Raw genomic sequence first — 13,251 nt, 5'->3', positions numbered from 1 at the left:
TATGACCACGGATTACACGGATTGACACGGATGCCTGAGGCTGAGAGTTAAAATTTCCCGATGCTTTTCATGAACGCCCTGAAAAGTTACCAAAGTAGAACTAAGCTGCGAGGGCGTGGAGGGAGGAGGTGGTTGGTTTGAGGGAGGGGCGGGCGAGGGAGGATTCCATCAGGCGGTGGATGTGGGGGATGTGGGTGAGGTCTGATGGGATGTCGGATCTGCTGCTGAAGAGGGTGGCGTAGCTCTGGGGATCGTGGGGGTGGTAGCCGTGCATGGCGCGGATGGGGCGCTCGCCCATGTGGCTGGGGACGATGAGGACACCTTCCTGGACGAGAAAGATGAGCTGGCCGTAGCGGCCGTCTTTGAAATGGGCACGGAAGTGGTGGAGCTCGTCTTCGGGCATGATGCGGCCTTCGGGGACGGTTTGGAGCACGGCGGTGACTTTCTGGCGGGCTGCTTCATTGAAGAACCAGAAGCGGGCCATGGTGCTGTCATATACCACGTTGTAGTCTTTTCCAATACGGAGGCCGAGGGTGTCGATCTTGGAGCGGAGGTCTAGGTGGCGGTCGCAGTTGGCCATGCCGTGGTCGCTGAAGACGTGGAGATTGACCTCGCGGTAGTGTTTTTTGGCGGAGGCCATGGTCTGGGTGATCCAGGCTTCGTATTCGGCGAGCTTGGTGTCGATCTCGGGGGACTGATTGCCGACGCGGTGGAGGAGGCCGTCGAGTCCGGCCCAGTACTGGAAGGCGAACTGGATGCGCTCGTCTTCGATGTCGGTGATGAGGCGGTCGCGGTTGACGGGTTCGCTGAGGTTGGGGTCGGTGACGAAGTAGGGGACGCCTTTCTCGACGAGGAGATCGAAGATATTGGGGCCACGATTCATGCCGCGTGGCTGGAGGGGGCTCTTCTTTTCGGTGAAGTCGAAGAGGTGGATGAGATGGAAGGGGATATTGTAGAGATCGAAGTAGCCTTTGAAGCCGAGGGCGGATTTGACGATCTTGGTGAGGTAACGGCGGACGATGCGGCGGCAGGTGAGGGCCTTGGGAAGGAAGCGGAGCCAGCTCAAACTGCGGAAGGGGGAGTTTTCGGGATCGTGGATGAAGTAGCACCAGTTGTGATGCTCATCCGGCCAGCGGCCGCTGAGGATGCTGGGGACGCAGGTGCTGCTGTAACCGAAGACGCTTTCCAATTTGCGGCGGTGAGGGGCCAGGGTGCTGAGGAACTGCGGGCGGGACTGGATGATCTCCCAGCCGCAGGCATCGATCATGATGAAGAGGTCGAGGCGTGGTTTCATACCGTGGCGGTGGCGGTTGCAGTGGCGGTTGTCGTTGCCGTGGCGAAGTGGGTTTCCTGCGAGGCGGGGGAGGAGATGAGGCGCTCGACTTCGCGGCGGAGGAGGGCGGGGCTGAAGGGCTTGGAGACGAACATGGTGGCGGTCTCGAAGCCCTGATACTGACCGACGGCGAGCTGGCCGCGTGAGCTGAGGATGATGACGGGGATATCGGCGGTGACGGGGTCCGCTTTGAGCTGTTGGAGGGCGGCCTTGCCATCCATGACGGGCATGATGTGATCGAGAAGGATGACGCAGGGACGGTGAGTCTGAGCGAGCTTCACGGCCTCCGCTCCGTCCGCGGCGAGCAGGACGGGATGGCCAAGGGGCCGCATGCTGAGCTCCGCCACACGGCGCATGTGAGGCTCGTCATCGACGACAAGTATGGGGCTATCCTTTGGCATGAGAGAGGGAGTTTTGAGTGTTGGCGGAGAGGGTGTGAGCGCCGCGGGTGATGATCATGAATGTGGCGTCGTCCTGCTGGCAGGCGGAGTCAACGGCGCTGCGATGGAGGCGGTGGAGGCTGTCGCGCGAGGTGCCGGCGTCTTCAGCAGCGGCGGCGGTGGCGCGAAGCCAGGTGTGGAGGGCCTCGCGACTGAGAATGCCGCCGCCGGAAACGACATCGCTCAAGCCGTCTGTGTGAAGGAGGGCGTGGGTGTAGGTGCTGAGGCTGATGGTGCAGTCGTGGTAAGTGGCGTCTTCGGCAACGCCGAGGGGCGGGCCGTCAGCGCAGACTTCGCGGATCTGTGCGCCATCGCTGAGGAGGAGCGGGGCGTGACCGGCGCCGGAGACGTGGAGCTGCTGGCCGTCTGCGCTGACATGTACCATCTGTGCGGTGATGAACATGTCAGCGCGATCCAGCTCAGGGAACAGCGCCTTGTTGAGGCGCTGCATGAGCCGGGAAGGACGTGCGGCCAGATCGAGATGGGAATGGAGGAGGCTGTGAAAGGCGGTGGCGAAGAGCGCGGCGGGGACGCCCTTTCCCATGACGTCTGCGACGACAAAAAGGAGGCTGCTGTCCGGAAGGAGGATGGCGTCCAGATAGTCGCCACCGACTTCGCCGACGGTGGCGAGATGGGCGGCGCAGCGGACGAAGGGTGTCTGTGGAAGCTCGGCGGGAAGCAAGGAGCGCTGAATGTCTGCAGCGATCTGCAGCTCGCGCTTCATGATGCGTGCCTGGTTTGCCTCGTCGCGGCGATGCAGGCCGTGAAGGAGAGCGCCGAGGAAATCGCCGAGGCTGCGAACGACATTCAAGTCACGCGCGGAGGGTTCCCAATGAGGCTGGAAGACGCCGACGGTGAGCACGCCCGCGAGATCGCCGGCGCTTTCGAGAGGGTGAGCGAGGCCGCTGATGTGAGGGCCGGCTTTGCAGAGGGGATCGGAGTCTGAGAAGACGGTGTCGGCATCGAACCAACAATCCTGACGGGTGAGCGCGGCGCGGGATTCGACGGCGTCTGAGGAGCGGAGATCGAGGGACGATTCCCAAGGGATGGTGGTGGGGACGCCGCCGAGGATGGGGAGACGGGAAGTCTCGGCGGAGGCCATGCGGAGGACGAGGAAATCGGCACCGGCGAGCTCGCGCAATTCTTCGAGCCAGCGGGAGGCGAGAGCGACGGGCTCGACATCATTGCCGGCATCGGCGATGAGGCGGAAGATATTGGCGAGGGTCTCGTAGCAGGAGGCGACCTCGGCGGTCATGAGCTCGAGCGTGGCTTCGGTGTCCTCCACGGCGTGCGGCAGAGATTTGCGCGCGGAGCGCAGGCAGAGGACATTGTGATCCTGGCCGCGGAGGTAGGAGACGTGGTCTGTGAGAGAACTGATGATGAAGAGGCCGCGGCCGTGCTCGGATTCGTCGTCTTCCGGGAGGGAGATTTCGGAGGGCCAGTCGAAGCCGCTGGTATGATCTGTTATGCGGACTTCGATGTCAGATGCGGAGAGGGCGGCCTCGATGCGGACGGGGAGCAGAGTCTGCTGGGAAGTGGCGTAGAGGACGGCGTTGTTTGACGCCTCCGCGAGCACGAGCTCCCACTGCTGGCATTCATCCGGCTGAATTTTCTGATCTGCGAGCCATTGCACGACAGAACGCACGGCTTCGCGGGCATGATCCAGCGTGGCTGGAAAATCGAGACGGAAGCCATCGAACTGGTGCTGGGCGCGGGACATGCGGGATCAGTCGTGGATGATTTCAAAAACGCGATGAAGTCTTGTGAGCTCGATGAGCTGGCAGACTGGGGAGGAGGGATTGATGAGCTTGAGGCTGGCGCCGCGGGCGCGGAGGCCTTTGTTGAGCGTGAGGAGCACGCCGAGGCCGGAGCTGTCGATGAAGCGGGTGTTTGAGAGATCGATGCAGACTTCTTCATGCTCGGGCTTGATCTCCTTTTCGAGGCGATCGCGCCAGAGGCGTGCGGAGGAGGCGCAGAGCTCGGCAGGTGCGGTGAGGCGGGCGGATTCAGTGAGTGTCATGGATTGGATGCAGGTTTGAGTTTGGCTGTTGGGGGAAAGTCGTGCTCCTTGCGGAAGACAGGCAGGAGAAAGCGTGGGAGGCAGTACATGAGGATGCGGAAGTTCAGGCGCATGCAGCGGTGAATGGCGTAGCAGGCGCTGTGGGCGGTGTCGTTGTCTCCGGGCATGCCGTCATTCATGATGTCAGCGTAGGAGAAGACGCCGGCGGGGGCGTCAAACCACATGCGCTCAAACTCGGTGGTGAGGAGCGCGGCGCGGGCCTGGGAGAGGGGGCGATTTCCCACGAGGTGCATGTCTCCGCGCCAGACGGACCAGAGCTCCGGCCAGCGTGAGAAGAGGCCGGGTGCGGAGGTGAGTGTGTAGAGGCGTGTGCTGGGGCTGAAGCGATCCTGCTTGTTTGGCGGAGGAAGGACGACCTGCCTGCTTTCCAGAGCGGACTGCCAGCGGGTGAGGCGGGTCCACAGAGCGTAGAGCATGGCGAGCGGAGAGGTGAGCAGCATGAGGAGCAGCGCGGTGATGCGGGTGAGCCAGCCGCTGCGCACGCCGCCGAAGGGCTTGTGATTGAGATTGGTGAGAAGGAAGTCGTCCGTGACTTCGAGGAAGACGGCTTTTTTCCAGTTCTCAATGCCACCGCCCCAGGCGAAGGAGGTTTGCACATTGGTGAGGGCCCCGACGTAGGTGCTGGGGCCGACCCAGCTCTCGCTGACGATGGCGTGGCGGTCGATGTAGGCGGCGTCTTCGATGATGGTGCCGGCGCGGATTTGCGCGTGCTCGCCGATGATGACCTGAGGGCCGATCCAGACGGGGCCTTCGATCATGGCGGTGGAGGCAATTTGAGCGCGGGTGCTGACGTGGACCTCCGGGGCGATCTCGCGCATGGTGAGGTGGGACTCCGGAGGCGTGCCGCGGAGGGTGCCGAGCATGATGTCAAACAGGGCGGCGGAGCTTTCCCAAAGGGGCCGGTGAGGCAGGTCCGGAAGGGTGTCCAGGGTGATGATGTTTGGCACGCGGCCGGAGGTGTCTCGGCCGGTGAAGCGGAGACGTGTTTCCTCAATGGTGGGCTCACGTTTGACGGAGAGGACGGTGATGGAAAGGCCCCAGCGGCCGCCTTGATCGACAGCGGCGCGGACTTCATGGGGGCGGTCCGCGGCGAGGATGGTGGCGTGGGTGACGCCAGCGGCGGCGAGGTGCTCGAGCCAGAGATCCAGCAGGGTGCGGCCGAGAACGGGAAGGAGGGCAAGGGGCCGGATGCGGCGGGCAAAGCCGGCGGATTTGCGGTAGTCCGGGCAGATGATGAAAACGTCCATGGTTGGTTACATGCCTTTTCCCAGCACGATGGCTGGAATGGTTTTGAGGAGGATCCAGAGATCGCGGGTGAAGGAGTGGCTCTCGATGTAGCGGACATCGAGGGAGACCTGCTCGCTGAAGTCGATGCTGTTGCGGTCGCCGATTTCCCAGAAGCGGCCCTCGCGCTCGCCGACCTGCCAGAGGCAGGTGATGCCGGGCTTGGCGTGGAGGCGCTTGCGATCGGAGCTGGAGTAGAGGGCGGCCTCGCGCGGGAGGCAGGGGCGGGGGCCGACGATGGACATGTCTCCGCGCAGGACATTGAAGAACTGGGGGAGCTCGTCGATGGAGGCCTTGCGGATGAAACGGCCGATGGCGGTGACGCGGGGGTCGTTTTTCATCTTGAAGGTGACGCCCTGGGACTTGTCATTCTGAGCGAGAAGGGCGGCGAGCTTTGCCTCGGCATCGACGCACATGGAGCGGAACTTGAGCATCTCGAAGTCGCGGCCGTTGAAGCCGATGCGGCGTTGTTTGAAAAAGACGGGGCCGCCATCGCGCCGAATGAGGAGGGCGATGACGATCATGAGCGGCGCGGCGAGGATGAGGGCGATGATGCTGATGATGATGTCAAAGGCGCGTTTGACGGCGTGAGTGCCATTGACGACGGCGAGCCAGAGGCAGCGCTTGAAGCGCATGGCGAAGCGCATTCTCATGCGGCCCAAACGGCTCTGGGCCTTGAGGATGCGGCGGACCTGGGGTGCGTCGGGGGCGGGCTTTATTTTCATTACGCAGGAACTGTAACAACCCGGTGTGAACTGTAATCCCCCTCAACTGGGGGACTGTGGGGAGATGGGAGGGCGGACTCGACGATGGCGCGCTCAAACATGGATTCGAGACCGGCGATGTAAGCGGGGAAGTCGTAGCGGGCGCTGACGAGGCGGAGGCCGTTGGCGCCAAGCTGCTTTGCCTTGGCTTTGTTTTGAAGGAGGTCGTCCAGGCTGGCGGCGAAGGCATCGCGATTCATCCAGGGAACGAGGTGGCCATTGAAGCCGTCCTTGAGCCAGTCCTTGATGCCGCCGGCGTCGAAGGCGACGACGGGGAGGGCGTAGCGCATGACTTCGAGACCGATGGTGGCGATGGGCTCAGGCCAGACGCTGCTGAGAGCGACGACGCTGCATTCGCGGTAGTAGGCCTTCAATTCCTCCTGAGGGATGAAGCCTTTGAAATGGACGCGGTCGGCGAGGCCGAGCTTGCGGCTGAGTTTTTCGCAGTAGGCGCGGTGATTGCCATCGCCGAGGATGATGCACTCGAACTTTGTCTTCATGCGGGCGAGGGATTGCAGGAGGACGTCCACGCCTTTGCCACGGATGATCTGACCGGCGTAGAGGATGAGATTGCGATCGCTGAAGGAGCTGCGGAGGGAGGGATCTCCCATGCGCGGGACGGGGGCGTGGATCTCGATGCGGCGGTCGTCGAAGCCATTGCGGAGGAGTTCTTCGCGCATGTATTCGGTGACGACGACCATGCGGTGGAAGCGGCGATTGAGGGCGATCTCGCGTTTCTTGGCGCTGTAGCTGACCCATTTGAGCGGGAAGCCGCTGCCGCTGTTGTTTTTAACGACACATGCGCCGCAGCCGATGGCGCAGTAGAGGGAGGCGGCGCGGGTGCAGATCTTGCGGGAGAGGTAGTGATACTTGTAACTGCGCATGCAGTAGATGTCGTGGTCATGCACCATGCGCACGAGAGGCGTGCCGCTTTCCACGAGGGTCTGGATGACATCGAGATCGGCCATTTTGTGAACGTAAACGGCGTCGGGACGGAAGGCGGCGAGGGCGGCTCGGGTTTGTGCGGCGGTGTCTCCCTGAAGGGGAAAGCGCTGCTGGAAGACACTGCTCCAGCCTTCTTCATTTTTGCCAGTGCCGGGACCGTGAAGGATGGCGGTGTGATGGCCGCGCGCGGAGAGCTCCTGCGCGGTGATGAAGGCGTTTGCCTCGGCACCGGCGAGGGCGCCAAAGCGTTCGTGGACATAGAGAATATTCATGATGTGACGGTGGTGGTGCGAAGATGGGTCAGCTCCTGACGCAAAGAGGGTTCGGCGGTGGCGAAGCCGTGGCGGATCTGTGCGACGAGCGAGGGCTGTGCCGTGCGGTCGTTGGATTCGGCGAGGTGCTCGAGATCGCGGCAGAGTGAGTAAATGTGCGTGAGGCCGAAGAGGGAACTGCTGCCTTTCAAGGAGTGCGCGGTGCGGCGGAGAGCGGGCTGGTCCGGGCTGGCGGCGAGTTTTTCGAGATCGGTGATGCGTTCGGGGGTGTCTTTGAGCCAGTTTTCGATGAGTTCAGCGGTGTCTTCGGTGCTGAGTTCATCGGCCAGCATTTTGACTGCGTCGCGTGCTGTGAAGGCTTCTGCTTCGGTCCAGCCGGAGATGTTGCCGGGCTCTTTGAGAGGCTCCAAAACCTGGATGCGGGACAGGGCTTCGGTGAGGGCTTTGGCGCGCAGGGGCTTGGAGACGTAGTCGTCCATGCCGGCGTCAAAGCAGCGCTCGCGCTCGCCGTCCATGACATTGGCGGTCATGGCGATAATGCGGCAGCGGGGGCGCTGCCAGTGGGTGCTGGCCTCGATTTCGCGGATGGCGCGGGTGGCCTCGTGGCCATCCATGACGGGCATGTGGCAGTCCATGAGGATGGCGTCGTAAGCGTTTGCGGCGAAGAGATCGACGGCCTGTTCGCCATCGCGGGCGACGTCTGCGGTGAAGCCGTGCTTTTCGAGCATCATGATGGCCATGCGCAGATTGACTTCATTGTCTTCGACGACGAGGAGCTTTGGTTTGTAGGCGCAGGGAGGCTGGAGGGATTTTTCGTGGGAGGCGGCGTCACGATCTTTTTCCTCCTGCTGTTCAGCGGCAGAAACTTCACGGAGCGGCAGCTGGAACCAGAAGCGTGATCCGAGGCCGGGGGTGCTCTCCACGCCGATGGTGCCGCCCATGAGCTCCACAAGCCGCTTGCTGATGACGAGGCCGAGGCCGGTGCCGCCGAAGCGGCGGGTGGTGGAGCTGTCCACCTGGGAGAAGGCCTGGAAGAGCTTGAGCTGCTGCTCTTCATTCATGCCGATGCCGCTGTCGATGACGCTGATTTCGAAAAGCTCGGGGGCGTTGAAAGGAGTGGGGACGCGCTGGACCTGAATGCGGATGCTGCCGTGATCGGTGAATTTGACGCCGTTGCCGACGAGGTTCATGAGGATCTGGCGGAGGCGGCCGGGATCGCCTTTGAGAGAAAGGGGAACGTCTGGATGAATTTCGACCTTCAACTCGACACCGCGGGAGGCGGCCTTGTGCTGGAGGAGGCCGACAACGCCGTCGATAATGGAGTCGAGGCGGCAGGTTTCATCCACGAGATCGAGCCTGCGAGCCTCGATTTTGGAGAAGTCGAGGATGTCCTCGATGATGGTCATGAGGGCCTCGCCGCTCTGACGGACAGCATCTACCATTTCGTGCTGTTTTGTGTCCAGCTGAGTGTCGAGCAGGAGGGAGGACATGCCGATGATGCCGTTCATGGGCGTGCGGATTTCGTGGCTCATGGTGGCGAGGAATTCGCTCTTGGCGCGGTTGGCGCTTTCGGCGGCCTCTTTGGCGCTGACGAGGTTTTGCTCGACGCATTTGCGGACGATGAACTGGCCGAGCTGATTGCCGATGCCGGAGAAGGCTTCGAGCAGGGAGTCCTCCGGGGTGGAGGCATCGCAGCTGAAAAGCTCGAGGACGCCGAGGATGTCTCCCTGGGCGACGATGGGGAATGCGATGGCACCGTGCAGGTGGCACTTTTTGGCCATGGCCGAGCGGGGGCATTCGGTGTGCTCCGCGACATCGCGAATCCATTGCGGCTGGCCGCTGTGGAGGACGATGCCGGGGAGGCCCTGGCCGGGCCTGAAGGTGAGGCTGCGGGAGAGCTCCACGAAGTCGCTGATGTCCTTGAGCGGGGTGTGCCAGATCTCGACGAGATGGAGGGAGTTTTGCTCGGCGTCGAGCATCCAGAGGGAGCCGGCGATCCAGCCGAGCTGGTTGCAGATGAGCTGGATGACTCGGGCGGCGGCCTGGCGCATGGTGTCCGCCTCGGCGAGGGTGCGGCTGGTGGAGAACTGCAGGGCGCGGCGCTGATCGTCCTGGCGGCGCTGGGTGACATCGCTCTCGATGGACATGAAGTTCACGACTTCGCCGGCTTCATTGCGGATGGGCTGGATTTCGATGGAGGACCAGTATTTGCGGCCGGAGCGGTGGTAGTTGAGCATTTCCACGCGGAAGCCGCGCTGGTGCTGCAGGCACTGGTTCATGAAATTGTCCGCGCCGGGGTCGGCTTCGGGGCAGCGGAGGAAATCGCCGGGCTGCCTGCCGATGACCTCCTCCAGGAGCCAGCCGGTCATGCGGGTGAAGCCTTCATTGACCCACTCGATGCGGCCGGCGGCATCGGTGACGATGACGGCATTGTCCGTGCGGGCGGCGACGAGGGCGAGCTTGCGGGACTGCTCCTCCTGCTCACGCAGGCGGATGCGCTGCTCGGTGAGCTGGCCGGCGAGGCGCTGGAGATCGGTGGTGACCTTGCGCTGCATCTGCAGGACTTGGAGGAGATCCAGGGTCTGATCGTGCACGGCGAAATCCTGGGGCGTGAGGCCGAGCTGGTGGGCCTGATCCGGCTCCGTGAGCCATGGGGAGCCGAGCATGATGCCGCGGCGGGGGCGGTCCAGCAGCATGACCTGGCCGCGGAGGATGACCTTGTGCCGCAGGTCTTCGAGAAGGAAGAGGCGGTCGGGATTGGAACGCGCGAGGGCATCGCAAAATTCGCCTTCGGGGCTTTGAGACTGGAAGACGTCCTGCAAGCGTGCGCCTGGAACGGCACGCGGGCAGACTTTCAGCAGGGAGGTTCCGGACTCGGTGATGATGTCATTGGCATCCCAGGCGAAGTAGAAGGGGAACACGCGGACGAAGTCGCGCATGCTGACGTGGCCGTGGTCTAGGGTGCTGGAGGTGGCTACCTTCATGCGGGGAGAAAGGTCCAGCGGATGTGGAAGGCGCCTGAATACGAAAGCGCGGTTGTTGAGGCGACGGGCAGGATGATTGCGGAGGGAGCGGTGCTGGGGCGTGTCGAGGCAGCAGAAAGCTCCAAGGTGGCAGGGCAGCTGGGGCTCTCGCATGTGCGCAAGTCGTCCCACGGCCTGAGAGTGGGACGGGCTTCGTTTGCGGGGTGGAGAATGCGGTACATGGGCTGCGCTCAGAAAAAAGAGATGCGCAATGTACCGTGTGTGGTGCGGGGGCGTCATTCCCCGCAGATGTGGGGAGGAGGCTTCATTCTACTTTGGTAAGGTTTGGAGCGGTGGCTGCTGGGAGACACTGATTTAACACCGCATGAGATTAGAAGACCGCAGAGAATACTTCTGAATCAACGCGCTACGATTTTCATTTTTTGTAACGTTGATTTATTCAGCGCTTCCCAAGAGTCCGCTTTTTCCAGAGTGGTTGACCACGGATGACACGGATGGCTGAGGCTGAGGCTGAGGCTGAGCGTTCAAATTTCCGATGCGTTGAATGTCCCTAAAAGTTACCGAGCCTGATTGACTGACGCTTGTGCATGAGTCGGACGCGAATGGAGTTCATGTTTGGCGTGATTGGGGCGGAAGCGCAGGCGCTATGCTGCGAAATGGCTGGGAAACGCTTCTGGAAGACGGGCCGCATGAAGAATGTGATGGGTTCGCTTTCCGGATGGCCTGCCGGAACCCAGGGAGCACTCGCTAAAGCTCGGCACCCCTGGCCTATATTACGCAGCCAATTCAGGGCTGATGTGTAGCGGAGTGAAGTGATCAAAGTGAGCGGTATTCCAGTCAAAACATGCGGGGCTTCTGGCACCGTGGAATACGCGTGATGCGGCCTCAACCGAGTGCCATTCAAGGCAGGCATCGATTGAAAATCTACGTGCGGCTGCGCTTATTCAATAGCTGCATCATGGACGAAGCACAGGCCGAGAGAGGCGGCTGACTGAAGGGGGCAGAAAGAGGGTTTCCGATGCTTGCGCTTGGGCAGAGTCCCTCAATAGTCGGGAGCGAATGATTGCGCGCACCTACTCAGCCACTCTTGTCGGCGTTGATGCCATGGAGGTGGAGATTGAATCGTATGACGGGGGCGGGACGCCGAAGATGTTCATCGTGGGGCTGCCGGATGCTTCGGTGAAAGAGAGCCGGGAGCGGGTGACGGCGGCGATCTCTTCCTGCGGATTTCTCATGAACGACGGGGTGACGACGGTGAACCTGGCGCCGGCGGATTTGAAGAAGGAGGGACCGGGGTTTGACCTGCCGATCGCGATCTCGCTGATCGCGCACCGGTGCCGGATTCCGATGGGGATGCTGGGGGAGACGGCAATGATCGGGGAGCTGGCGCTGAATGGGGAACTGCGGCCGGTGCGGGGGCTGCTGGCGGTGGCGCTGGAGGCGAGGCGGAAGGGGCGCAAGCGGCTGCTGGTGCCGAAGCGCGCGGCGCTGGAGGCGAGCGTGGTGGCGGGGATCGAGATCGTGGGAGTGCAGAATCTGCGGGAGGCGGTGGAGTTTCTGAAGGGGGATCTGGAGATAGCGCCGGAGCCGTGCCGTGCGGCGGAACTGTTTGGCGCGGTGTCTCACTACGACATTGATTTTAACGATGTGAAGGGTCAGGCGGATGCGACGCGGGCGATCGAGATCGCGGTGAGTGGTGGTCATGGGCTGCTCATGATCGGGCCGCCGGGGACGGGGAAGTCGATGATCGCGAAACGGATCCCGACGATCATGCCGGGGATGAGCGAGGAGGAGGCGATCGAGAGCACGAAGATCCACAGCGCGGCGGGGCTGCTGGGGGAGGGGAAGGCGTTTGTGGCGACGCGGCCGTTTCGCTCGCCGCACCATACGATTAGTGACGCGGGACTGCTGGGCGGTGGGACGAATCCGGGGCCGGGGGAGGTGTCGCTGGCACACAACGGGGTGCTGTTTCTGGATGAGCTGCCGGAGTTCCGAAGGAGCACGCTGGAGGTGCTGCGGCAGCCGCTGGAGGATGGGAAGGTGACGATCTCGCGTGCGGCGGGAACGGTGACTTTTCCTTCGAAAATCATGCTGGTGGCGGCGATGAATCCCTGCCCGTGCGGCTATTATGGGGACCTGAAGCGGGAGTGCCGCTGCGGGGTGGTGGTGATCCAGCGGTACCGGCAGAAGATCAGCGGGCCGCTGCTGGACCGCATCGACCTGCATGTGGAGGTGCCGCTGGTGGACTACCGTGCGCTGGCAGCGGGTGCGGGAGGGGAGGCTTCAGAGCCGATCCGCAAGAGAGTGGAGTCAGCGAGGCAGATGCAGCAGGAGAGATTTGCGAAGCATGCTGGGGTGCATGCGAACAGCAGCATGACGCCGCGGCTGCTGAAGAAGCACTGTGAACTGGATGCGGAGGGTGCAGGCTGCCTGGAGCATGCGATGAGTGAGATGAACTTCAGCGCACGTGCGCATGACCGGATTCTGAAGGTGGCGCGTACTCTGGCGGACTTGGCTGGGCATGAGAAGATAGCGGCGGATCATGTGCTGGAGGCGATTGGCTATCGCACGCTGGACCGCAAGCTTTGGGCGTGATGTGGAGGCTGCGGGACGGATGGTGTGAGCCTTCTCGTGGAGTGGCGAGGACCTCTATGAAGGAATGATTTGGCGAGAGGTGGAAAAGGGGCCGGGCGGGGTGGTGAAATGATGGAATCGGATGGCGGCGTGAAAAAAGTGCAAAAAACAGCACAATGTAGTTGCACGGTTCTGGAGCTGTTCTATGATCCCAACCCGCAGCGAAAAACGCGGGCTGAGAAAAGAAGGTTTGAGAAGCAAAAAGCGGCTCGAATTGACTGGAATCAGAAACGATCTTTTAGAACAAAAAACAGAAGCGACGGAACGAGGGTAAAACCGAGTTTCGAAGTTTGAAAACAAAAGGCTAAATTGTGCGCTGCGCGAACAGAAGCGCAGGCATCTGTGGTTTAAACAGATGCAGTCAATTTGGCTGACTTAAAAAGTCAGCACCAATAATTTTTGGAGAGTTTGATTCTGGCTCAGAACGAACGCTGGCGGCGTGGATAAGACATGCAAGTCGAACGGGATCATTGAGGTAGCAATATTTCGATGGTCTAGTGGCGAACGGGTGCGTA

The 13,251-nt window shown here is 62.1% G+C and carries 9 protein-coding genes and 1 rRNA gene; 2 read left to right on the top strand and 8 right to left on the bottom strand.

All coding sequences use genetic code 11. From position 1 onward, the window contains the following. Window positions 1–100: 100 nt before the first annotated feature. The 8 genes from ACILSR_RS00050 to ACILSR_RS00015 are packed head-to-tail and all read right to left on the bottom strand — an operon-like array spanning window position 101 to window position 10,102. A complete protein-coding gene (locus ACILSR_RS00050) occupies window positions 101–1,294 on the bottom strand; it encodes an alkaline phosphatase family protein (RefSeq protein WP_395747671.1) in 1,194 nt (397 codons plus the stop codon). Continuing rightward, complete coding sequence (locus ACILSR_RS00045; RefSeq protein WP_395747670.1) at window positions 1,291–1,734, bottom strand: response regulator; 444 nt, start codon at window positions 1,732–1,734, stop codon at window positions 1,291–1,293. The genes ACILSR_RS00050 and ACILSR_RS00045 overlap by 4 nt, the downstream gene beginning before the upstream one ends. After that, the gene (locus ACILSR_RS00040) at window positions 1,721–3,493 is read right to left on the bottom strand and encodes a SpoIIE family protein phosphatase (protein WP_395747669.1); all 1,773 of its coding nucleotides are present in this window, start codon (window positions 3,491–3,493) and stop codon (window positions 1,721–1,723) included. Before ACILSR_RS00040 ends, ACILSR_RS00045 begins: the two co-directional genes overlap by 14 nt. A gap of 6 nt (window positions 3,494–3,499) precedes the next feature. Then, window positions 3,500–3,793, bottom strand: coding sequence for an STAS domain-containing protein (locus ACILSR_RS00035; protein WP_395747668.1), 294 nt, complete (start codon window positions 3,791–3,793; stop codon window positions 3,500–3,502). Next, window positions 3,790–5,100, bottom strand: coding sequence for a sugar transferase (locus ACILSR_RS00030; protein ID WP_395747667.1), 1,311 nt, complete (start codon window positions 5,098–5,100; stop codon window positions 3,790–3,792). Before ACILSR_RS00030 ends, ACILSR_RS00035 begins: the two co-directional genes overlap by 4 nt. A gap of 6 nt (window positions 5,101–5,106) precedes the next feature. Further along, window positions 5,107–5,862, bottom strand: a complete 756-nt coding sequence (locus tag ACILSR_RS00025; RefSeq protein ID WP_395747666.1) for a sugar transferase — start codon at window positions 5,860–5,862, stop codon at window positions 5,107–5,109. Then, complete coding sequence (locus ACILSR_RS00020) at window positions 5,862–7,118, bottom strand: glycosyltransferase family 4 protein (RefSeq protein WP_395747665.1); 1,257 nt, start codon at window positions 7,116–7,118, stop codon at window positions 5,862–5,864. Before ACILSR_RS00020 ends, ACILSR_RS00025 begins: the two co-directional genes overlap by 1 nt. Further along, a complete protein-coding gene (locus ACILSR_RS00015; RefSeq protein WP_395747664.1) occupies window positions 7,115–10,102 on the bottom strand; it encodes an ATP-binding protein in 2,988 nt (995 codons plus the stop codon). The genes ACILSR_RS00020 and ACILSR_RS00015 overlap by 4 nt, the downstream gene beginning before the upstream one ends. Before the next feature lie 1,059 nt (window positions 10,103–11,161). On the opposite strand from ACILSR_RS00015, the gene ACILSR_RS00010 reads away from it, so the two are divergent. Next, entirely contained in the window at window positions 11,162–12,697 is a 1,536-nt protein-coding gene (locus ACILSR_RS00010) for a YifB family Mg chelatase-like AAA ATPase (protein ID WP_395747663.1), read from the top strand. Between the two features lie 435 nt (window positions 12,698–13,132). Then, window positions 13,133–13,251: ribosomal RNA gene (locus tag ACILSR_RS00005) — 16S ribosomal RNA — on the top strand; the annotation flags it as partial.

The organism is Prosthecobacter sp. (assembly GCF_044222565.1).
Classification (GTDB): Bacteria; Verrucomicrobiota; Verrucomicrobiia; order Verrucomicrobiales; family Verrucomicrobiaceae; genus Prosthecobacter.
The sequence above is the reverse complement of the archived record's forward strand: the minus strand, read 5'-3'. Positions and strand labels throughout refer to the sequence as shown.